This is a genomic window from Thioclava sp. 'Guangxiensis' (assembly GCF_045348365.1).
GTDB lineage: Bacteria > Pseudomonadota > Alphaproteobacteria > Rhodobacterales > Rhodobacteraceae > Thioclava > Thioclava kandeliae.
This window is the reverse complement of the sequence record NZ_CP155823.1, coordinates 800,001-822,796: the sequence shown is the minus strand read 5'-3', so window position 1 is coordinate 822,796 and position 22,796 is coordinate 800,001. Positions and strand designations below refer to the sequence as shown.

The 22,796-nt window shown below is 61.4% G+C and carries 16 protein-coding genes, 1 tRNA gene, 2 rRNA genes and 1 pseudogene (1 of these 20 only partly in view); 9 read left to right on the top strand and 11 right to left on the bottom strand.

The genetic code is table 11. The annotated features are described in order from the left end of the window. The first annotated feature begins 25 nt into the window (after positions 1–25). Positions 26–1,312, top strand: coding sequence for a uracil-xanthine permease family protein (locus tag ABEB22_RS17305; protein WP_339114818.1), 1,287 nt, complete (start codon positions 26–28; stop codon positions 1,310–1,312). Between the two features lie 78 nt (positions 1,313–1,390). Here ABEB22_RS17305 and ABEB22_RS17300 read toward each other — a convergent pair whose 3' ends face one another. Next, on the bottom strand, positions 1,391–3,355 hold the full coding sequence (locus ABEB22_RS17300) for a glycosyltransferase (RefSeq protein WP_349295544.1): 1,965 nt from the start codon (positions 3,353–3,355) through the stop codon (positions 1,391–1,393). A gap of 380 nt (positions 3,356–3,735) precedes the next feature. Here ABEB22_RS17300 and ABEB22_RS17295 point away from each other — a divergent pair, with 380 nt between their 5' ends. Next, on the top strand, positions 3,736–5,811 hold the full coding sequence (locus ABEB22_RS17295) for a TonB-dependent receptor domain-containing protein (protein ID WP_349295543.1): 2,076 nt from the start codon (positions 3,736–3,738) through the stop codon (positions 5,809–5,811). A gap of 40 nt (positions 5,812–5,851) precedes the next feature. Here ABEB22_RS17295 and ABEB22_RS17290 read toward each other — a convergent pair whose 3' ends face one another. The 7 genes from ABEB22_RS17290 to ABEB22_RS17260 all read right to left on the bottom strand — a co-directional run bounded on the left by ABEB22_RS17290 (position 5,852) and on the right by ABEB22_RS17260 (position 12,420). Then, complete coding sequence (locus tag ABEB22_RS17290) at positions 5,852–6,853, bottom strand: LacI family DNA-binding transcriptional regulator (RefSeq protein ID WP_339114815.1); 1,002 nt, start codon at positions 6,851–6,853, stop codon at positions 5,852–5,854. Between the two features lie 235 nt (positions 6,854–7,088). Further along, entirely contained in the window at positions 7,089–8,030 is a 942-nt protein-coding gene (locus ABEB22_RS17285; RefSeq protein ID WP_339114814.1) for a dihydrodipicolinate synthase family protein, read from the bottom strand. 63 nt (positions 8,031–8,093) lie between these two features. Further along, positions 8,094–8,774, bottom strand: a complete 681-nt coding sequence (locus ABEB22_RS17280; protein ID WP_339114813.1) for a GntR family transcriptional regulator — start codon at positions 8,772–8,774, stop codon at positions 8,094–8,096. Continuing rightward, positions 8,771–9,283, bottom strand: coding sequence for a MaoC family dehydratase (locus ABEB22_RS17275; protein ID WP_349295542.1), 513 nt, complete (start codon positions 9,281–9,283; stop codon positions 8,771–8,773). Before ABEB22_RS17275 ends, ABEB22_RS17280 begins: the two co-directional genes overlap by 4 nt. Continuing rightward, the gene (locus ABEB22_RS17270; RefSeq protein ID WP_349295541.1) at positions 9,273–10,844 is read right to left on the bottom strand and encodes a CoA-transferase; all 1,572 of its coding nucleotides are present in this window, start codon (positions 10,842–10,844) and stop codon (positions 9,273–9,275) included. Before ABEB22_RS17270 ends, ABEB22_RS17275 begins: the two co-directional genes overlap by 11 nt. Next, on the bottom strand, positions 10,841–11,953 hold the full coding sequence (locus ABEB22_RS17265) for an acyl-CoA dehydrogenase family protein (protein ID WP_349295540.1): 1,113 nt from the start codon (positions 11,951–11,953) through the stop codon (positions 10,841–10,843). The genes ABEB22_RS17270 and ABEB22_RS17265 overlap by 4 nt, the downstream gene beginning before the upstream one ends. A gap of 50 nt (positions 11,954–12,003) precedes the next feature. Next, entirely contained in the window at positions 12,004–12,420 is a 417-nt protein-coding gene (locus ABEB22_RS17260) for a hypothetical protein (protein ID WP_339114809.1), read from the bottom strand. A gap of 117 nt (positions 12,421–12,537) precedes the next feature. On the opposite strand from ABEB22_RS17260, the gene ABEB22_RS17255 reads away from it, so the two are divergent. The 7 genes and pseudogenes from ABEB22_RS17255 to lpxK all read left to right on the top strand — a co-directional run bounded on the left by ABEB22_RS17255 (position 12,538) and on the right by lpxK (position 19,717). After that, positions 12,538–13,458: a dihydrodipicolinate synthase family protein gene (locus ABEB22_RS17255; protein ID WP_349295538.1), complete on the top strand. Its 921-nt coding sequence runs from the start codon at positions 12,538–12,540 to the stop codon at positions 13,456–13,458. Between the two features lie 19 nt (positions 13,459–13,477). Then, on the top strand, positions 13,478–14,446 hold the full coding sequence (locus tag ABEB22_RS17250; protein ID WP_349295537.1) for a TRAP transporter substrate-binding protein: 969 nt from the start codon (positions 13,478–13,480) through the stop codon (positions 14,444–14,446). Positions 14,447–14,498: 52 nt separating this feature from the next. Next, entirely contained in the window at positions 14,499–15,023 is a 525-nt protein-coding gene (locus tag ABEB22_RS17245) for a TRAP transporter small permease (RefSeq protein ID WP_349295536.1), read from the top strand. Further along, positions 15,023–16,309, top strand: a complete 1,287-nt coding sequence (locus tag ABEB22_RS17240; RefSeq protein ID WP_339114805.1) for a TRAP transporter large permease — start codon at positions 15,023–15,025, stop codon at positions 16,307–16,309. Before ABEB22_RS17245 ends, ABEB22_RS17240 begins: the two co-directional genes overlap by 1 nt. A gap of 81 nt (positions 16,310–16,390) precedes the next feature. Next, complete coding sequence (locus ABEB22_RS17235; protein ID WP_339114804.1) at positions 16,391–18,274, top strand: acyltransferase family protein; 1,884 nt, start codon at positions 16,391–16,393, stop codon at positions 18,272–18,274. Between the two features lie 76 nt (positions 18,275–18,350). Further along, a pseudogene (locus ABEB22_RS17230) lies at positions 18,351–18,805 on the top strand (transposase); the annotation flags it as partial. After that, on the top strand, positions 18,794–19,717 hold the full coding sequence (gene lpxK / locus ABEB22_RS17225; protein WP_349295835.1) for a tetraacyldisaccharide 4'-kinase: 924 nt from the start codon (positions 18,794–18,796) through the stop codon (positions 19,715–19,717). The pseudogene ABEB22_RS17230 and the gene lpxK, both read left to right, overlap by 12 nt. A gap of 71 nt (positions 19,718–19,788) precedes the next feature. Here the strand turns inward: lpxK and ABEB22_RS17220 are convergent. The 3 genes from ABEB22_RS17220 to ABEB22_RS17210 all read right to left on the bottom strand — a co-directional run. Then, positions 19,789–19,865 (bottom strand) — tRNA-Met (locus ABEB22_RS17220). A gap of 58 nt (positions 19,866–19,923) precedes the next feature. Beyond that, positions 19,924–20,038 (bottom strand): 5S ribosomal RNA (rrf, locus tag ABEB22_RS17215). Between the two features lie 78 nt (positions 20,039–20,116). Further along, positions 20,117–22,796 (bottom strand): 23S ribosomal RNA (locus tag ABEB22_RS17210) (it continues 151 nt past the right edge of the window).

Sequence of the window (22,796 nt, the reverse complement as noted above, 5' to 3'; positions counted from 1 at the left end):
AGATTACGTTAAGGAGCGGAAGACGATGTCTTATTTTCCCAGATGGAGGCTGACCACCTCTGACACGGTCATGCCCGATGAGCGCCTGCCGATGCGCGCCGCCGTGCCGATGGGTATCCAGCATCTGGTGGCCATGTCGGGCTCGACCATTCTGGGGCCGCTCCTGATGGGGTTCGACCCGAACCTCGCGATCCTGTTCTCGGGCATAGGCACGCTGATCTTCTTCCTCTGCACGGCGGGGCGTGTGCCCTCCTATCTGGGGTCGAGCTTTTCCTTCATCGCCGTGGTGATCGCGATCACCGGCTATGCGGGCACGGGCCCCAATGCCGATATCGGTGCGGCTCTGGGGGGCATCATCGCCTGCGGCGCGCTTTACGCGCTGATCGGCTTGGTCGTCATGGCCGCGGGCACCGGATGGGTCGAGAAACTCATGCCGCCTGCGGTGACAGGGGCGATCGGCGCAGCCATCGGGCTGAACCTCGCGCCTGTGGGCGTCAAAGGCATCGAGGGCGGCGGGCTGCATACCACCATCGCACTCCTTACGCTGTTGGCGGTGGCGCTGGTTTCGGTCTATGCGCCGGTCGCACTGCGCCGCGTCTCGATCCTGATCGGCATCGCGGCGGGCTATGTCGCGGTGCTGGTCTTGGGCAACGGCATGGGCCTGATGCCCGCGATCGATTTCACGCAACTCTCCGCCGCCCCGTGGTTGGGGATGCCCGCCTTCCAGACGCCGCGTTTTGAAACCGGTGCGATGGTGCTGATCGCGCCTGTGGCCCTGATCCTCGTGGCCGAGAATCTGGGCCATATCAAAGCTATCGGCGCGATGACCGGTCAGGATATGGACCGCTATGTGGGTCGCGGGTTCCTGGGCGACGGTCTGGCCACGATGGTCTCGGGCGCGGGCGGCGGCACGGGCGTGACCACATATGTCGAGAATATGGGCGTGATGGCCGTGACCCGCGTATTCTCCACGCTGACCTTCATCATCGCGGCTTGTGTGGCGATTCTTCTGGGCTTCTCGCCAAAATTCGGCGCGCTCTTGCAAACTATTCCAGCCCCCGTGCTGGGCGGGTTGTCGGTGGCGGTCTTCGGACTGATCGCGGCAGCGATGCTGCGGCTCTTCGTTGACAACAAGGTCGATTTCTCCAAGCCCCGCAACCTCTTTACCGTCGGTGTGACGCTGGTCTTCGGCTCGGGGGATTTCTCGCTGAGCTTCGGCAATTTTGCCATCGGCGGTATCGGCACCGCAACGCTGGCCGCGCTTGTGCTCTACCAGATCCTCGGGCTTTGCGAGCGCAAGACGCAAGGCTGAGACGCGCGTTCCGGACATCCGCTACTACGGGAGAGGCCTGATCGGGGCCTCCCCTTTTCGCGTCCTCTCAGGCTCCCCTCAGGCCCCCTGCGCCAGCCAGCAGGCAGGCCCCATCTCGGCGAGATCAGGCGCGCGCTGCCGGAGCGCTTCAACGAAAGCTTCGGCAAACCCGTCGGCAGGAGCGGTGCCGGAGCTGCGTGACACCGGCGTATCCTTCTGTGCATCCACACCGAAAATCGCCCCGATCCGTTCGGGCGTCAGAGCGGGCACTCCCAGCGTGGCGCAAATCGCACCGACCGTCTCATGCGGCGCAGCCACCAGCCGGTCGTAATCGATCACCGTCACCTCGAGCCCGCGCGCCTGCGCGGCACGGATATAGCCGAGCTGGTCCGAGAGGGTCTTTGCCAGAACCTCCGGCGCCGCGCCCCAAAGCCTGTGATAGGAGAGCGCCCATGCCACCGGCTCGCGCACGACGAAAAAGACCAGCGTATCGCGGTGATGCGCCGCCAGATCCTCGCAGACGGGCGTCGCCTGCGCGCGCAGTTTCACCACGAACTGCGACTGGCCTGTCTGCGCCGCCTGATCGGCCAGCACATTGAGCCCCAACCGCATAAGCCCCTGATAGAGCGCAGGTTCGGCGCGCAACTCCGGTGTAACGGCCAGATTGGTGAAACTGTCGGGCTCCGACCATGTCGCAAGCCCCATCCCCTTGGTGAGTTTCGACAGCAAGGTCGAGCCGCAGCGCCCGATGGACGCCATCACCACCGGTCGGGCGCGCAAAGGCCGCTGCCACGGGCCGATATTATCGAAGGACATGGCATAGCCTGCGGATCCGAGTTTCCGGAGTCCCTGATAATAGAATGGCTCCTCCATCAAAGGCGCGTCTTCCGGCACGTCGCACCAGAAGACCTCGCGTCGTCCGGCATCCAGATGATGGATATGCAGGCTGGAAAAATCCCCGATGAAACGCTCGGTGGTGCCTCTGGATACGATTTTTATGGCCGTACGAGCGGAGATCGCGGTGGCCTTTCTCGGGCGGAACACCAGCGAATATTCTTCCAGTGGAATCATATCCTCCAGCGGTTCTTCGGAAGGTGGTTCGGGCAATGTGGCGTTGATGAAGGCCTGTATTCCTACCAGCGTCTCCGTTTCGTCCGCCGGCCCGAGCGCGAGGAGATCGACGAACACCTTTCTTGCGACCAGACGCAGCCCGGTCTCCTCGACCGCGGCCAGAGCTTTCAACAAAATCTGCGCATCATGCGCGATCACCTTATGCTGGAAAGCCGTCCGGTAGCCCTGCGGCTGACTGTCGAGGAATGCCAGACACTTCGCCAGAACGGCAAGCCGTGCCGCTGTATTGCGCCGCGATCCCTGCTTCTGCGTGAAGGAAGACTTATCCTCGCGCACCCGCCACAACACGGCCACCTGCGCGCAAACATCAATCTGCTCCGACATGCAGAAAGCGCGCAGATTGGGCAGGATATCCTCGAAGATCCCGTCAGGGATCGGATAGCAGGCTTTCTCGAAGAAATCCCGCCGGAAAATCTTGTTCCAGAAGACACTGGCAAAGACCAAGTCCGGTCGGTCCTCCGGACGGACTCCGCTTCTGCTGACCGCATGACCACGGCTCAGCCGGCTCTTGCGCAGCACCCCTCCGCCCCGCAGGCGCCGGAACGCGCAGGTGACGAAATCGGACCCGCTTGCCTGCACCTGCCGGAGGGCCGCAAGATAGGCCTCCGGCACGACAAGATCATCCCCATCCAAAAAACCGATATGCGCCCCGCGCGCCCCTCTGATCCCGATGTTGCGCGCCTCTCCCGGTCCGACACGCGCTGCTTGCAACAGCCGGAAACGTGGATCATCGCGCACGCGCGCCTCGCATCTTTCACGCGAGCCATCCGTTGACCCGTCATCGACCAGAATGAATTCGACCGCCACATCGTTCAGCGCCGCAAGGCTATCGAGGCAATCGGGCAGATAGCGGTCCACGTTGAAGACCGGCACGATGATACTCAGTTCGGGAAGGACGCTTTCGGATGTCATGTTGCTTCTGGCCTGCCCCCCACAGGTAACGCCGCGCCGGAAGATCACGCGATACATCATTGGTAGGCCCGCCCCTTCTCCATCGCAAGCGCTGCACCCTCCGGTCGAGATCCACCCCGGCGGCCCCGGCGAGTAACTGCCTAAAACACGTGCGTATTTTACGGAAATCCGTCAGAGCAGGTCTTTATCGACACCCGGCGCCTGCCGGCAAACCCTCGCAAGACGAGGCCCATTCGTTGCATTATAGCCACATATCCAGCGCCGTCCAGAACCGGATCACGTCAGGCAGACGCGATCCGCATAATACCCGACAAAAACACTTTGAATAAGATCCGCGTGATGGATACCCAACGGAAAATCACTTTCCCGGGAGACCCCTCATGCCTACGCGCCTGTCCCTCACCTCGCCCCGACACCTCGGGCGGCTGACCGTAAGGACGCTTCTCGCCTCTTCTGTCGCGGTCCTGCCCCATCTTGCCCATGCGCAGGACGAGACCCTCGAGACGGATATCACGCTCGACCCGATCATGGTCACCGCCTCGACCCTCACCACCACGCTGCAGGACGCCCCCGCCTCGGTCACCGTCATCGGCGCCGAGGATATCGAGGCCAAGGGCGCGCGCGAGCTGACCGAGGTGCTGCGCGAGGTGCCCGGCCTCAATCTGAGCCGCTCGAATGACGGCACCAACAAAGTCTCCTTCCGCGGGCTGTCCTCCAGCCGGACGCTCATCCTCGTCGATGGCAAGCGTATCAATGCCAGCAAGAGCTTCGCCCGCCACTATCAGGGCGATCTGGGCGACATCCCCACCGACGCGATCGAGCGGATCGAGGTGGTGCGCGGCCCGATGTCGACCGTCTACGGCTCGGATGCGATGGGCGGTGTCATCAATATCATCACCAAGAAGCCGACCAAAACCCTCTCCGGTTCGGTCTCGGCCGATTTCGGCTTTGGTGACCACAGCACCACCGGCGATAACCGCCAGATCACCGGCTATGTCAGCGGCGCGATCACCGATACCCTGTCGTTTTCGGCCTGGAGCAAGATCTCCGAGCAGGATGCGCCCGATCCGTTCACCTATACCGATAGCGATGGCGAGGCGGCGACCGCTTATGGCAGCGACGGCTCTAAGGTGCGTAATTTCGGCACCCGTCTAAGCTGGACGCCGTCCGATACGATGGAGTGGGGGCTCGAATATTCCGGCTCCACCGATAAATATCTCGCCTCCGAAGGCGCGCATGACACCAACCATGTGAAAAAGGACAGCATCGGGCTGACCAATGAGTGGACGCTGGGGCAAGGCACCCTGTCGAGCTATCTGCGCTATGAACATGCCAGCAACGAGAGCTGGGACAGCGATGCGCTGGCCTGGGAAGATCCGATCGAGTATGACACCACCTCCTTCGAGACGCGCTATACCTCCTTCACGCAGCTGGGCTCGGTAGGGCTGGAATATACGCTGGGCGGCACGGTGATGCGCGAGGAGCTGAATGATCCGCAGACCACCAGCGGCACGGTGCTCGACGGCTCGGCAACCACGGCGGCGCTTTACGGCGAGGGTCGCCTGACCCTGACAGACCGCCTCAGTGTGACGGGGGGCGCACGGCTCGACCATCACGAGGAATTCGGCGAGCATCTGTCGCCGCGCCTCTATGCCAATTACGATCTGGGCCATGGCATGATGCTGAAGGCAGGCTACTCCGAGGCCTTCGTCGCCCCCGATCTGCGCAGCCTCGACCCCAATTACAAGATGAGCTCGCGCGGCAACGGGTGCAAACCCTATGCCGGCCCCTGCGTCATCTATGGCAACGAGGATCTGGAGCCCGAGACATCACAGAATTACGAGATCGGGATCAATGCGCAGGGCCGGACCGTCAGCTGGGAGCTGACCGCCTTCTATAATGATGTCGACAATATGATCGGCGCACGCCAGACCGGCGAGACCGATCCCGATACCGGCTATACGATCTACGAGCGCACCAATCTCGACAGCGGCAAGACCGCAGGTGTCGAGGGCGGGCTGACATGGCAGGTGCAGGACGGGCTGAAATGGACCAATACCTTCACTTATCTGGCAAAATCGGAATACACCTATACCTATGATGCGCTGAAGGATGTGACCTTCCCGATGGCCACGACCCCCAAATGGAACATCACCACAGGGCTCGACTGGACGGTCAACGACCGGCTGAACCTCTCGGGCACGCTCACCTATGTCGGAAAACAGGCCAATTATCAGGATGCCGACGACCTGAGCTCGGAAGAGGCCCGTGCCGTGCCCAGCGGTCAGAATTCGGACCCCTATTATCTGGTGGATGTGGCGATGAACTACCGCCTCAACGACCAGACCAACCTGCGTCTGGGGGTGGACAACCTCTTCGACCAGCAACCCTCCGACGAGACGAGCTACCGCGAGAATGGCCGCCTTTACAAGATCGGCCTGACGACGCGCTTCTGACACAAAGGCTGCCACCCGTGAGGCGGGTGGCAGCGATGCTCTAAAGACCCTCGCTGATCAGGATCTCCTGCGGCAGATGTGCCATGACCGGCGCGCCCGTATGGCCGATGGGCAGGACCATCCGTGCCACCGCCGCGCGCGCCAGCCCCTCGAAGGAATGGCTCAGAACGACATCCACCCAGCCCTGCGCCATCGCCGCCGCGACATAGGGATCGCGATAGGTGCCGATCACCGCGATATCGGGCCGGTCGAGCAGTTTCAGCGCCCCGATCGCGCCCGCCATTCCCGCCCCGATCACATAGAGCCCGCGGATATCGGGCTGCTGGCCAAGCAGACGGTAGAGGCGATTGCGGCAGGTCGCGTCGCTTTCGCCGCAATCGAGCCGCGACACCAGATCCATTCCAAGGCCCGCAAGACAGGCTGCGAACCCTGCGGCACAGTCGCTTTGCGCGGCAAAACCGGACGCGCCGCAGATCACCGCGACCTTGCCGCCCTGCGGAAGAAGCCGCTCCATGAACCAGCCCGCACTCCGCCCGAGCCGGAAGGCATCAAGCCCCACAAACCCCGCCCGCGCGGCCTGCGGCAGATCCGACAGCAGCGTCCAGACCGGCACCTGCCTCTGCGCAAGCTCCCCGAGGGTCTGCACAAGCACCGGATCATCGGGGCACATGACCCCGAGCGCATCGCAGGACTGCGCAAGCTCCTGCAAGATGATGGCCGCCGTGGCGGGGTCGGTCTCGTCATAATAGCGCAGTTCGGGCCTTGCGCAGATCTGCGCCGCCTCGCTCAGCGCCGCACCGATATCGCGATAGAGGCCGTTGCCCTGCGGCAGCACGAAGCCCAGCCGCTTGGTCCCTGCCCCTTCCGCCGCGCGGCGGCGCAGCACGGGCACACCGTGGAACCCGATCGCCTCGGCCACCGCCAGCACATGCTCGCGGGTTGCCTTCTGCACGGCGCCCCGCCCGTTCAGGATGCGGTCAACCGTCGAGGCGCTCACCCCTGCCGCCTGCGCCAATCGTGGAATGGTGATCCTGTGTGCCAATCGCCTTCTCCAGCCGTTCGCTCCCGCCTTCGGGCGGGGAGCATGCAAAGCTGGCGGTCCCCCTCAGCGGGGGGTGGCTGGCAATCCTATTGCGCGAAACACCGTTCGAGCATCGCGCTAATGCCTAGATGACGTGCCGACAGACATTCTTCAACCGCAATAAGCTCTGCGCGCACATACGAGGCCCCATCCGCGGCAGCGAGGGGGCCTCGTTCTCCTTCCCCATCCGATGCCGTCAGGCGTTATCGCGGCCGATCGTGGTGAAGACCTCGTGCAACTGCGCCGCAAGCTCCGGCGTCACCGGCAAGAGCGGCAGACGCGGGGTCGAGCGGTCGATTACGCCTAACGCCACGAGCCCTTCCTTGATGCGGGTATGCATATCGACCACCGGCGCGGGATGATAGATGGATTGCACCACCGGATAGAGCGCGTCATAGGCGGCACGCATTGCTGCCAGATCCTGCGCCTCGGAGGCCGCCCAGAGGCGGTTGAGCAGACGTGGCGCGACGCTTGCCAACCCCGAAAGGATGCCATCGGCACCAAAGGCCACCTGCGCGAAGAACCAGTTGAAATTCGAGGCCAAAATGGCGACATCGGGCGCCTTTGCCTTCACCGCACGGACATTTTCCTCATAGGCGAGGATCGTGCCCGACCCCTCCTTGATGGCCACCACCGTGTCGATGGCGGCGATCTCGGCCAGCATCGGCGTCGAGAAGCCGAAGCCCGAGGCTACGGGGAACTGGAACACCGAGAGCGGCACTTGCGGGAATTCCTTCTGCAAGGCCTCGAAGAACCTGGGGCCCGCCTGGGTTGCGGCATTGCCACCGGCAATGGCTTCGGGCGGGAAGATGGTCACGACATCGGCCCCGCCCTCTAGCGCCGCCTCGATCTGCGAGAGCGCCTGCGGCAGGCCGGTCGGAACGACCCCTGCCATCAGCGGGCGGCCATCGGCCACAAAGGCGCGGGTCACGCGCAGCACCTCGGCACGTTCGGATGCGGTCATGGCGGTGGCCTCGCCCGCATGGCCGTTCACGAACACGCAGGCCGCCTGTTCGGCCCGCGCGCAGTGCTCGAGCGTGGCCTCGTAGCCTTTCCAGTCGATCGATCCGTCCCCGGTGAAGGGCACGGTCGTAGCAACGGTCACGCCGCGCAAAGCGGCGCTGGTGACTCTGGTCATCAGTCTATCCTTATTGATGTCGCCCCGCAGAGCGCGCGTCGCTCGGCGGGCGGTATGTCCGGCTCAGGCCCCTGCGGGGGGAAGCCGCTCGAAGAGGTCCTCGCGCACGGCGGCATTCTGCATCCGCAACAGCGCCTCGACCTGTTTGAAATCATGGCGTTTGAGCGCCTCGACGATCAGCGCCATCTCCAGCGCGAGGCCCTGCCTGCGCGCGCTGCCATAGCCGAAGCTATGGCGGAACGCGTAAATCATCTCCCAGCCATGGCTGAAGATCCGCAATGCCTCGTCATTGCCGCCGAACTGCACGATCAGCGCATTGAACCCGCGGTTATGGCGCAGGGCCGCCTCGTCATCGCCCTGATCCACCGCCTGCTGATAGGCGCGCTGATGCGCCTCCAGCTGCGCGATCTTGTCCAGCGTCAGGCAATCGCGCAGCCCGCGCAGCGCCATGATCCGCAACTCGGTATTCAGGTCATAGAGATCAGAGACGTATTTATGATCGATCCGGCGCACCACAGCGCCCTTATTGGGGCTGAATTCGATCAGTCCCTGCCCTTCGAGCAGGCGCAAGGCCTCGCGCAGCGGCATGACCGAGCAGTCGAACATCTTCGTAAGGGCTGCCAGTTTCAACCGCTCGCCGGGGCGGAACTTGCCCGACAGGATCGCATTGCGCAAATTGTGGCTTGCGGTCTCGACGGCATTCTCCTGCCGTGCGGGCTCGATCTGGGCCTCTAGGTCGGTCATGTGCCCTCCGCGAGCGTCTCTGCCTTCGCTCTGATGAAAGACAGATGTTGGGCCGAAATCAAGACCCTACCATCGGCGCGGCGCAATTCGACCTCTTCCGTGACAATGCCTGCAGGGCGCGAGGACGAAGCCCGCGCGCCCGAGAACTTCATCCAGACATGCACGCGGTCCCCGGGCAGGATGGGCGCACGGAATTTCACCGCATCCCAGCCAAGCGAGGCAATCGAGCTTTGGTCATAAAGATGCAGCCGCGTCTTCAGCCCCTCCATCAGGGACAGGCCGAACAGACCATGCGCGATGAGCCCCGGAAAACCAGCCTTGCGGGCATAGTCCTCATCGACATGCAGCGGGTGTTCATCCAGCGTCACCTTGCCGAAGGTCGCGATCCCCTCGCGGGTGATCTCGTGATCCGAGGTCACGAATTCGGCGCCGAGCTCGATATCCTCATAGAACAGACCCTCGGGGCCGATGCCCGCAAGGCAGGCCTGCATCTGTGCTTCATTTGCCATTGCCATCTCCTGTTAGACGGGTTTTGAGATCCATCGCGCCGGTCCGGAACAGAGCGGCCTCCATCGGCTTGAGCGTCTCGCTGATGCGCGGCGCGAAGGCCATCTGGTCGAGCACATCCTCGCGCAGCCGCACACCGGGTGCCACTTCGACCAGCACCAGACCATCCGCCTCGAGCCGGAAGACCGCGCGTTCGGTCACAAAGGTGACCTCCTGCCCCTTGGCCCGCGCCTGCGCGCCGTTGAAGCTGATCTGGCCGACTTTCCCGACGAATTTGCGCATCCGTCCTTCGGTGGTGATCTTCATCTCGCCCTCGGCGGGTGCGCAGCGCAGCCCGCCACCCGTCAGCGTGCCCGAGAAGACCAGCCGTTTGGCGTTCTGGGTGATGTCGATAAAGCCGCCCGCGCCATCATAGCGGTCACCAAAGCGGGTGACATTGACGTTGCCCTCGGGATCGACCTCGGCAAAGGACAGGAAAGCGCAATCCAGCCCGCCACCATCGTAGAAGTCGAACTGGTAGGGCTGGTCGATAATCGCCCGCGGGTTATAGGCAGTGCCGAATTCGCGCGCATAGCCCGGAACGCCGCCGATGACACCTGCCTCGACGGTGAGGGTGATCATATCCTCGATCCCCTCCTCGGCGGTAACATTGGGGATCATCGCCGAGACCCCCACCCCGAGATTGACCACCTCGTCAGGGCGTAGCTCCATCGCGGCACGGCGCGCGATCACACGGCGCTCGGTCAGCGGATCGGGCGCAATCGAGGAAATCGGCACGCGGGTCTCGCCGCAGCGCGCGGGGTCATAGCCCGTGGTATAGGTCTGCATCTGCTCGGGTTCGACCACGACGTGATCCACCAGAAAGCCCGGAATCTTCACCAGTTGCGGATGCAGAGAGCCACGTTTCACCAGTCGCTTGACCTGCACGATGACCGTGCCGCCATTGTTATGGACGGCTTGGGCGATCGACATATCCTCGCGAGTCGTTGCCTCATGTTCCATAGCGATATAGCCATCCTCATCGGCCGAGGTGCCGCGCAGGATGCAGATATCTGGCAAGGGCATCCGGTAGAACAGCCATTCGCGCCCGGCCAGCTCGGTCAGTTCGACAAAGGGCTCCTCGGCGCGGGCATTCATCCGCCCGCCATCCTGACGGGGGTCCATATAGGTGCCGAGCCCCACATGGGTCACAACCCCCGGCATCTTGCCGGCCTGCGCGCGGAACATCTGGCTCATGACGCCCTGCGGCAGGTTGTAGCCCGCCACACGGTTCTCGACGATCAGCTTCATCAGCGGCAGTTGCAGCCCGAAATTGGACCCGAACACGCGCGAGACCATGCCCTCATGCGCCAGCCGGCACAGGCCCTTTTCGGTCACGGCCCCAATGCCCGTGACATGGATCAGCGTCAGGTTCGAGGGCGAGCGCGTTTCGTGGAAACGGGTCTCGAGCGCCTCGAGGATCGCCTCGGGAACACCGGTGCCGCCATTGCCGCCCACTACAAGCACCTGATCGGGACGGACGAGATTGGCCGCCTCTGCGGCGGTGAGAATGCTCAGGCTCATTGATACTGCTTCTCGAGGTTGCGGGCGATGATCACGCGCTGGATCTGGTTGGTGCCCTCATAGATCTGCGACAGACGGACGTCGCGATATAGACGCTCGATCCGGTATTCGCGCGAATAGCCGTTCCCGCCATGGATCTGGAGCGCGTTGGAAATATGCACCTGCGCCATATCGGTGGTGAACAGCTTGGCCTGCGCGGCCTCCAGCGCATAGGGCAGACCGTCATCTGCCATACGCGCGGCATGATGGATCATGAGGCGCGCGGCGGTGATATCCTTCGACATATCGGCAATCATGAACTGCACGGCCTGATGCTCGAAGATCGGCACGCCGAACTGCTTGCGGGTGGTGGCATAGGCCATCGCGTCCTCCATCCCCGCCTGCGCCATGCCAAGCGCCATCGCCGACATCAGAAGCCGCGAGAAGTTGAAGTTATCCATCGCCATCTTGAAGGCGCGGCCTTCCTCGCCCAGAAGGGCAGTGGCGGGCACGCGGACCTCATCGAAGCTGACCTGACATTCGGCCAGACCGTGCATGCCCATCAGCTCCTCGGATTTCCCGCGCGAAATGCCGGGCGTGTTCATGTCCACCACAAAGGCACTGATGCCGCGATAGCCCGCATCGGGATCGGTCTTGGCAAACACCATGATCATATCGGCCACGCGACCGAAGGTGACCCATGCCTTGGTGCCCGAGATCACCCAGTCGTCACCATCGCGCACCGCGCGGGTGCGCATGGCCGAGACATCCGAGCCCGCATCGGGTTCGGTGACCGCACAGCTGGGGATGATCTCGCCAGCCAGAATGCCGGGAATCAGCGCGCGCTGGGTGTCGTTGCCATGGTGATGGAGGACGCGCACGGCCTCGGTCGGGATGGCAAAGGCATTGCCGACAGCGCCCGACGCCCCTGCCAGACGTTCCATCACCGCGCAGGCGGCCAGCGCCCCGAAGCCCGATCCGCCGGCCTCCTCCTCCAGCGCCACGCCGAACAGTCCCTGTCCGGCCATTGCCTTGTAAAGATCCGCGGGGAAATCTCCGGCCTTGTCGAGGGCGGCGGCGGCGGGTGCGATGACGTCGGCGGCAAAGCGCGCGGCCATATCGTCGATCATCGCTACATCTTCGCTGAAGTATCTCTGCATAATCGTCCCTGTTTTTTGTATCAACTATTGCGCGAGCGCGTCTGTTTCATATCAGCGGCAGAGATGCCGCCATGATAGGCATCCGTCTCGTCACGGGCGACGAAATAGATGGCCACATGCGCCAGCGGCAGGCCGTAGCTCTCGGCAAAGGCCGTAGCCAAGGCGCGCGCGGCGCGATTCTGCTGGTCTTTCGGCCGAGGAAAGGCGTGAAGTTTTATAAAAATGCGCTTTTTTTCGGCATCTTCGCCAAATTTTCCGGCATGGGCATAGGCATCACGAGAATCATGGAAATAGCAGGTGACGATGTCGGGGCTTACCTTATAGGCCTCCACAAGCGCCCTGGTCGCCTCCTCAGCGGCCGCCTTACGCGCCTCTAAAGGCCCGCCAAAATCAGATATTTCCATAAATGGCATCGCTATTTCCTTCCAGAGCCACACGGCCCCTCCTGCCAGAGAAACGCCAGCTCAAGCCTTTGATTTCATCAAATCCGCCCATTGACGACCAAAATATATCAAATAATGTGAGTAGCAACAGGTTATTTGAGGTCATGACTGATGGCTCACACACCGTTTCGCGGCAATTATACCGTCTGCCTGACAGCCTTCGACCAGAGCGGCGCGCTCGATCTGGAGCGGATGGCCGGCTATGTCGAGTGGCAGATCGCGCAGGGCGTGGACGGGCTGATCCCGCTGGGCAGCACGGGCGAGTTTCTCTCGCTATCACGCGAGGAACGCAGCGCCGTGGCCGAATGCGTGATCCGCACGGCGCGGGGCCGTGTGCCGGTGCTGATTGGCTCGGCCGCCGAGTCGACCGAGGAAACGATCAGCCTGTCGCAGGAGGCCGAAGCACTTGGGGCCGATGGGGTTATGGTGATCGCGCCCTTCTATTCCAGCCCTACGCCAGAAGAACGTTTCACCCATTTCCGCCGCGTGGCAGAGTCTCTGAGCCTTCCGGTGATGGTCTATAATAACCCCTTCACCGCCAATATCGACATCACTGCCGCAGATCTGGCGCGGCTGAGCGAGATCGACAATATCCTCTATGTGAAAGATACCTCGAAAAACGTCCATCGCGTGACCGAGATCCTCGACCTGTGTCAGGGACGGCTGGAGGTCTTCGCGGGCTATTACCCGTGGGAATCCTGCCTCGCAGGAGCCGTGGGCTATAGCTCCGTCGTCTCCAACATCGCACCGACGCTCTCGACAGAGCTGGTCACACGCGCATGCAATCTGACCGACTGGGAGGCAAGCCGCGCACTTTACCGCCGCATGCTGCCGCTGATCAACGCCCTCGGCGGTGATCTCTATGTGCCCGCAACCAAGGCCGCGATGCTCATGATCGGGCAGGATATGGGGCCGCCGCGCTCGCCCCGCCTGCCGCTACCCGCGGCCGCCGCGCAAAAACTGCGCGCCATCCTTACTGCCCCCGAGTTGGGACTGCTCGGGTCGGCCCCAACGTCTCACCACAACAAATGACCAAAAAACAGGGATAACCATGACACTTCGTTCGCTTCTGATGGCTTCCGCCCTCACGCTTGCCACTACACTTGCCACCCAAGCCGCCGAGCTGCGCGCCTCGCATAACGCCAATGCCGACGAGCCCTATGGCGTGGGTCTCGACAAGATGGCCGAGATTGTGGCCAAGGACACCGATGGCAGCCTCACCATCAAGACCTTCCCCAATGCGCAGCTGGGCGATGAGATGGAAAGCATCCAGGGTACCCAGATGGGCACCGTGGATATCGCCGTGGCCGCCAACGAGGCACTGGCAAACTTCGCCCCCGATCTGGCGACCTTCTCGCTGCCCTATATTTTCAAGAGCTCCGAACAGATGGACAAGGCGCTGGATGATCCGAAGATCTTCAATCTGGTCTCGACCATTCTCGAAGAGCGGGGGTTCAAGCTGCTGGCGCTGTTCTCGGCGGGCGAGCGTCATATCATGACCAAGAAACCGATCAACTCGATCGATGACCTGAAGGGCGAGAAGATCCGTGTCATCCAGAACCCCGCCCATATCGATGCGTTCAAGGCGTTCGGCGCGAATCCCGCACCACTGCCCTATACCGAACTTTATGGTGCGCTGGAAACGGGCGTGGTGGATGGCGCCGATGCCGCTAATACCAACTACTACTCGCAAAAGTTCTACGAGGTGGCTCCCGATTGGGCGATGGTCGGCTGGCTGCAGCTGGTGGCCCCCGTTGTCATGGGCAAAGCGGCCTTCGACAAGCTGCCCGCAGACCAGCAGAAAGCGCTTCTGGATGCGGGCATGCAAGCCGGCAGCTTCGAGCGCCAGTATTACGTCAAGAGCGATGCGGAGAAACTCGAGAAGCTGAAAGATGCGGGCGTGACGATCACCCATCCCGACACTGCCGCCTTCCGAGAGGCCGCGGCCGGTGTGAAGGAGAAATATCTCGATGATGACCGCAAGAAAGAACTCTACGAGATGATCAACGCGGTCAACTGATCCAATCGCGAGGGGGTCCGCCCCCTCGCCTCCCACTACCGGAGGTCTGCCCATGTCATGGCTTGCCAATTTCGTGCATAAGCTCAGCGGGGCCTTGCGCCTTGTCGTTTCGGGGATCGTCATCGTGCTCTTGGCCGTGATGCTGGTCTCGGTCCTTGTTCAGGTGGCAGGGCGCTATCTCTTCAACTATCCGATCTCGTCCGCCTCCGAGATCGCGACCTTCGCGCAGATCCTTCTGGTGCTGTTCGGGTCCGGCATCGCCCTGGCCCGCGGCCAGCATGTGGCCATCGACATGCTGCCCGCCATGCTGCCGCGCAATGCGGCCCGTCTGGTGCTGGTGGCAATCAATGCGGTCATCATCGCCTTTCTGGCGGTGCTCTGCTACGGCACCCAGCCGCTGATCGCCTTCGGCAAATTCCAGACATCGCCCGCTCTGGGCCTCCCGATGATGTATATCTACATGACCATGCCCGTCGCGGGTATCTACATGATGATCGAGGCACTCGATGCCTGCATCCGTCGCTGGAACGACCCCTTCCCCCGACCCGATGTTCCAGCGCTCGACGAGGCCGCCTGATGATTGTCATTGTTATTGCCTTCGTAGCGCTTCTGTCTCTGGGCGTGCCCGTGGTTTTCGTGCTCGGCGCCTCAGCGGTGGGGTCGTTGCTGCTGACCACCGATATTCCCGTCTCCATCGTCAGCCAGCGGATCTTCGCGGGGCTTAACTCCTTCACGCTGATGGCCATCCCCTTCTTCGTGCTGGCGGGGCTGGTGATGGATGCAGGCGGTATCTCGCGCCGCATCGTCGATTTCGCGACCGCGATGATGGGCTGGGTCACGGGCTCGCTGCTGCAGGTTTCCTGCCTTGCGGCCACGGGACTTGCCGCCATCTCGGGTTCGGGCTCTGCAGATGTGGCGGCCGTCTCGGCGATCATGCAACCCGCGCTCAAACGCAAACGCTATGATGTCGATTTCGGCGCGGTCATCATCGCCTCGGCCGGGGCAATGGCAGCCGTCATCCCACCCAGCCTGACCATGGTTGTGCTCGCGGTGATCACCAATATCTCGATCGGGGCACTTTTCATGGCAGGCGTGGTGCCGGGGCTGATATGCATCGCGCTCCTGATGCTCAACGCCTATATCCATGCCAAGCGCGGCGGTCCGCAATATCTCGAGACCGAACGCTTCAGCCTTGCCCGCCTGCTCAGGGCCGGATGGGCCGCGATCCCCGCGATGGTGATGCCCGTTATCATTCTGGTGGGCATCCTGGGCGGTGTTTTTACCCCGACAGAGGCCTCGGCGGTAGCCGCCTTCTACGGGCTATTGGTCGGGATGTTCGTCTATCGCGAACTCAAACTCTCGGATCTGCCCGCGCTGTTCCTGCGCGCGGCCTCGATCGCGGCCTCGGTCATGCTGATCATCGGCACGGCCTCGGTCTTTGCATGGCTGATCGCAAGCAACAACGTCCCCGCCCTGCTGGGCAACTGGCTGCGCGAGGTCTCCTCGAGCCCTGCCGTCTTCCTGCTCCTTATGAATGTGCTCCTGCTGTTCATCTGTATGTTCATGGAAACCATCGCGGCCCTTCTGATCGTGGTGCCGGTGCTGACACCGGTGGCGCTGTCACTGGGGATCGATCCGGTGCATTTCGGCATCGTCATCATCCTCAACTGCGCCATCGGCACGGTCAGCCCGCCCTACGGGATCTCGCTCTTTGTCGCGGCGAATGTGGCCGAGCGCACGGTTATACAGGTCACCCGCAAGATGTTCTGGCCGTTCCTGTCGATGCTGGCGGTGCTGGCCCTGATCACCTTCGTGCCGGCCGTGCCCCTCTGGCTGCCCCGCATATTGGGGCTGGTGCAGTGACTGGGGCCAACTGCCGATAATCGGATCTTTACCACATCCCTGTTAGATGGACATGTTGTGTAACAGTGTCAGGAATAACGCGTGAACCGTCCGATCAGCCCCGAAATGTCAGCAACCTTCCGGGCCGATATTCAGGGCCTTCGGGCCATCGCCGTTCTGTCCGTCACCCTTTTCCACGCCTTTCCCCATGCCCTGCCCGGCGGTTTCGTCGGGGTGGACATGTTCTTCGTGATCTCGGGCTTCCTGATCGGCGCTCTTCTGCGCCGCGATATCGCCACGGGCCGCTTCTCTCTGGCCGAGTTCTATCGCAAGCGCATCCGGCGTATCTTTCCGGCGCTCTTCGCGATGCTGCTCGTCTGTCTGGCCGTAGGCGCCCTGATCCTGAGCCCCGAGAAGTTCGAGGAACTGGCCCGCAATGCCCTCTCGGCCACGATCTTCCTGTCGAATGTCGATTTCTACCGCTATAGCGGATATTTCGACACAGCGGCCGAACTGCGGCCCTTGCTGCATACATGGTCCCTTGCCGTCGAGGAGCAGTTCTATCTGCTCTTCCCGCTGGTGCTCTGGCTGGTGATGCAGCGCGCCGCCCGCCATCTGGCATGGATCACGCTCCTGAGCGTGCTGGCACTGCTGGGGCTGTCGCAATGGTCGCTCGACCATCCGACCGCCGCCTATTTCCTAACACCGTTCCGCGGCTTCGAGCTGCTGGCCGGCGCGCTGATGGCCTACGCGCCCGTCCCGCCCGCGCGTCTGCGTCCGGTCCTCGCAAGCGCGGGTGCGGCTCTTGTGCTGGCCAGCCTGATCCTTCTTTCCTCCAGGACCCCCTTCCCCGGCCTCTGGGCGGTGCCGCCCACTCTCGGGACGGGACTGATCCTCTGGGCAGGGCGCGCAGGCACCACGCGGATCGCGCTCTGGCTCTCGCATCCGGTGCTCGTATTCTTCGGCGCGATCTCCTACTCGCTCTATCTCTGGCACTGGCCGATCATGGCCTATCTGCGTCTTCTGTCGCCTGAGGAACCGACCATCTGGGTCATGGGGCTTTCGCTTGCCGCATCGGGTCTGGCGGGCTGGCTGAGCTACCGCCTGATCGAGCAGCCCTTCGCCCAGATACCGACCACACGCCCGATCCTGCGGGCGGGCGTCTGCGCGATGCTGGCCCTGATCGCCGGTTCAGGCTGGATCTGGTGGCAAAAGGGCATGCACCAGCGTTTCACGCAGGCCGAGCTACAACTATTTGCCGGAGCCGAAGATTACAGCCCATGGCGCGCAAGCTGCCATAAACACCTACCCTATCGGGACACCTGTATATTGGGGTCGGGCGACACCCCGCCCGAGATCGCGGTCTGGGGTGACAGCCACGGCACCGAACTCTCGGCAGCCCTCTCGCACGACCGCGCGGTGCGCCAGATCACCGCCTCGGCCTGCCCGCCGGTCATCGGCATCGACATGCCTCGGCGTCCGGATTGCCGGCGCGCGAACAAGGCGATGCTGGCGGGGCTCGTGGCAGACCCCACCATCTCGACCGTCCTTCTGGCCACCAATCGCGCGGCCTATCCCGAGAATCTCGCGGGCATGGCAGAAGGCTACCGCGCCGTCGTCGAGGCACTGGTTGCGGGCGGCAAGGAGGTGATCCTGCTGGGACAGATTCCCAATCCCGATCTGGATGTTCCCCAGATTGCCGGCTCCTACAAACTGCTCGGACGCGATCTGGCGACGCTCAGCATGCCCGCGCATCCGCAGATACCGATGCTTGTGTCATGGGCCGGACAGCAAAAGGCCCTTGCGCGAGAGCTGGACCTTCAATGGATCGACCCGACAGCCAGCCTGTGCCGTGACGGGATCTGCCCGATGACCGAAGCCGACAGCGTCCTCTATTTCAACCCTACCCATGTCAGCATGGCAGGCGCGGAGAAGATCGCGACCCTGATCCCCGCACCCGTGCACCGGACCATCACAGCGCGCTAGCCGCGCCCTGGTCTTGCCCCACTTGAGTGATCCATTTTTTGGGATAGTTTATCCCGTATTATGGAGGACGACTTGGATGGCAGGCAAATGCGAGAAGCCGGAAGCTATCGTCCTGAAGCTGCGTCAGGTTGAGGCCTGTGCCAGGGCCAAGGCGCGAAGCTGGCGGATGCGGTTCGCCAGATTGGTATGACCCGAACCGGACCTATTACCGTTGGCGACGTGAGTATGGCGGGATGAACCGCGATCAGCTCAAGCGACTGAAGGAACTCGAGCAGGAGAATACGCAGATTAGATGGGCCGTGTCGGATCTGACGCTCGACAAGCTGATCCTGACGGAGGCGGCAAAGATGAGGGGCGTGTAGCAAACCCTCCAGTGGAGGGTTTGTAGCCCCGAACGCGCAGCCCTTCGGAGCTCGCAGCAATGTCGTCAGTGCATCGACCATGTCCGGCGGGAACTCGGCAACTCCGAACGCCGTGCTTGGTCTGGCCCTTGGGCAGCACCGGTCGACCCAACGCAAGATCCCGCTCGGGTGCCTGACGGCCTATGCGACTTCTCGTCGCGTTTGTCGTGAGGGGTTGCGTTTGAATATTCCGGTTATCTGCGTTGGTAACATCAATGCGGGCGGGACGGGGAAGACGCCGACGGTTATGGCGGTTGTGCAGCTCCTTCAGGCGCTCGGTCACGCACCGCATATTGTTTCTCGCGGGCATGGTGGGCGGTTGATTGGTCCTGTGCGGGTTGATGCGCGTGTGCATGATGCCTCGGCTGTCGGGGATGAGCCCCTTTTGTTGTCGTCCTTTGCGCCTGTCTGGGTGTCGAAGGACCGTGCGGCGGGCGGTGTTGCGGCCTGTGCTGCGGGGGCGGATGTGATTGTGCTTGATGACGGTCACCAGAACCCTGCGCTTGTGAAGGATCTGAGCATTGTGGTTGTGGATGCGGGTCGAGGTTTTGGGAACGGGCTTTGCCTTCCAGCGGGTCCGTTGCGGGAGTCTGTATCTGCGGGTCTTTCGCGGGCTGATCTTGTTGTTTCGATCGGGGAGGCTGCGGCGCAAGAGCGTTTTGCGTCGCGCTGGGGCGCTTATCTTCCCTGCCCTCATTTTACTGGCCACCTGGCCCCGTTGCCGACGGGTATGGACTGGCGTGGATTGCGGTGTTTGGCGTTTGCGGGGATTGGTTATCCAGAGAAGTTTTTCGATACGCTACGAGGCTTGGGTGCGTCGGTTGTTCGGACGGAGTCACTTGGTGACCACCAGCCTTTCACGGCTGCGCTGTTGTCGCGTCTTTTGCATGATGCGCAGGCGGATGGTTTACAGCTTGTGACGACGGAGAAGGACGCTGCGCGTTTGCCTTCATCCTTGCGTGGTGAGGTGCTGACATTGCCTGTGCGTCTGGAGATTTTGCAGGCGGAGGCTCTTGATGCCCGTCTTCATTCGCTCTTCTGAGCGGATTTTCCGTTCTATTTTTGCTGTGTCAAGAATGCGCGAAGCCGCCTCTGATGAGACGGCTTTTTATTTGGTTGCGGGAGTAGGATTTGAACCTACGACCTTCAGGTTATGAGCCTGACGAGCTACCGGGCTGCTCCATCCCGCGTAAGGATGTGTCTGATTGGGGGGGTATCGTTATAGAGATGATTGACGCTCTTTATTAGGTTTGGCGGTGACCTACTCTCCCACGTCTTGAGACGCAGTACCATTGGCGTGTTGGCCCTTAACGGCCGGGTTCGGAATGGGACCGGGTGTATAGCCAGCGCTATGACCACCAAACCGAATAAAGAGCGTCCAAGTCAAGTTGTGTTCGTATGCATGATTTTGATCTGTAGGAGTGTCTGTCTACTACTGGATCAAATCAAGCCAATCGGGCAATTAGTACTGGTCAACTGAATGCATTACTGCACTTACATCTCCAGCCTATCGACGTGGTGGTCTTCCACGGCCCTCAAGGGATACCTAGTTTTGAAGGGGGCTTCCCGCTTAGATGCTTTCAGCGGTTATCCTGTCCGGACATAGCTACCCAGCACTACCGTTGGCACGATAACTGGTCCACCAGTGGTCCGTTCACCCCGGTCCTCTCGTACTAGGGGCAACTCTTCTCAAGTATCCTACACCCACGGCAGATAGGGACCGAACTGTCTCACGACGTTCTAAACCCAGCTCACGTACCTCTTTAAACGGCGAACAGCCGTACCCTTGGGACCTGCTCCAGCCCCAGGATGAGATGAGCCGACATCGAGGTGCCAAACGGTGCCGTCGATATGGACTCTTGGGCACCATCAGCCTGTTATCCCCAGAGTACCTTTTATCCGTTGAGCGATGGCCCTCCCACTTGGGACCACCGGATCACTATGGCCGACTTTCGTCTCTGCTCGACTTGTCAGTCTCGCAGTCAGGCAGGCTTTTGCCATTGCACTCAACGACCGATTTCCGACCGGTCTGAGCCCACCTTCGCGCGCCTCCGTTACTCTTTGGGAGGCGACCGCCCCAGTCAAACTACCCGCCACACAGGGTCCCGGATCCGGATAACGGACCGCGGTTAGACATCAAGAGTGCGAAGGGTGGTATCTCAAGGATGCCTCCACCGGAACTAGCGTTCCGGCTTCAAAGGCTACCACCTATCCTGCACATCACAATCCTGATGCCAGTGTGAAGCTGTAGTAAAGGTTCATGGGGTCTTTCCGTCTAACCGCGGGTAGTGTGCATCTTGACACACAGTTCAATTTCGCTGAGTCCACGTTTGAGACAGCGGGGAGATCGTTACGCCATTCGTGCAGGTCGGAACTTACCCGACAAGGAATTTCGCTACCTTAGGACCGTTATAGTTACGGCCGCCGTTTACCGGGGCTTCAATTCAGAGCTTGCACCCCTCCTTTTAACCTTCCGGCACCGGGCAGGCGTCAGACTGTATACGTCGCCTTACGGCTTCGCACAGCCCTGTGTTTTAAGTAAACAGTCGCCACCCCCTAGTTTGTGCCCCCCACCTATAGTTGCCTACAGATGGGGCCTCCTTCTCGCGAACTTACGGAGGCATTTTGCCGAGTTCCTTAAACGTGGTTCTCTCAAGCGCCTTGGTATTCTCTACCAGTCCACCTGTGTCGGTTTCGGGTACGGTCTTATAGAGAGGCTATTTCCAGGGACCTGTAGGCTGCCCGACCAATCCGATAAGGTCGAACAACGGTTCAGATCCGTCACCATCTCACGGCCCAGGAATATTAACCTGGTTCCCATCGACTACGCCTTTCGGCCTCGCCTTAGGGGCCGGCTTACCCTGCTCAGATTAGCTTTAAGCAGGAACCCTTGGACTTTCGGCGACAGGGTCTCTCACCCTGTTTGTCGCTACTCATGTCAACATTCTCACTTCTGATCACTCCACCGGATGCCTTACAGCCCGGCTTCACAGTCAGAACATTGCCTCCAATACTCCCGAAGGAGATAAGGAGGCAGCGTTCTATATCACAGAACGCTCCGCTACCACGCACTTCACAGTGCATCCAAAGCTTCGGCTCGTGGCTTGAGCCCCGTTACATCTTCGCCGCAGGACCTCTTAACTAGACCAGTGAGCTGTTACGCTATCTTTAAAGGATGGCTGCTTCTAAGCCAACCTCCTGGTTGTTTTGGAAGTCCCACATGCTTTCCCACTTAGCCACGAATTGGGGGCCTTAGCTGTTGGTCAGGGTTGTTTCCCTCTCCACGACGGACGTTAGCACCCGCCGTGTGTCTGCCGATCAGTTCTTCCCGGTATTCGGAGTTTGCTTAGACTCAGTAAGGCTGTGGGCCCCCATCATCCATGCAGTGCTCTACCCCCGGGAGAATACAATCGACGCGCTACCTAAATAGCTTTCGCGGAGAACCAGCTATCTCCGAGTTTGATTGGCCTTTCACCCCTAGCCACACGTCATCCGGACCCTTTTCAACGGGTGTCGGTTCGGACCTCCAGTTGGTGTTACCCAACCTTCATCCTGCACATGGCTAGATCACTCGGTTTCGGGTCTGATCCCACGAACTCGACGCCCTGTTAAGACTCGCTTTCGCTGCGCCTACACCTATCGGCTTAAGCTTGCTCGTAAGACCAAGTCGTTGACCCATTATACAAAAGGTACGCCGTCAGAGCTCGAGGCTCCTCCGACTGCTTGTAGGCGTCCGGTTTCAGAAACTGTTTCACTCCCCTCGTCGGGGTGCTTTTCACCTTTCCCTCACGGTACTGGTTCGCTATCGGTCAGTAAGGAGTACTTAGCCTTCGAAGGTGGTCCTCCGATCTTCAGACAGGATTTCACGTGTCCCGCCCTACTTAATTCGTCCCGTTGAGCTTCGTATACGGGGCTATCACCCATATTGCTGGACATTCCAGACCATTCTACTCACTCTCAAGGCTCGGCTGATCCGCGTTCGCTCGCCACTACTAGCGGAGTATCATATTGATTTCCTTTCCTCCGGGTACTTAGATGTTTCAGTTCCCCGGGTTCGCTCTTAAAACCCTATGTATTCAGGTAATAAGTCCCTGGTTATGCAAGTTGTAAGCTACCGAAGT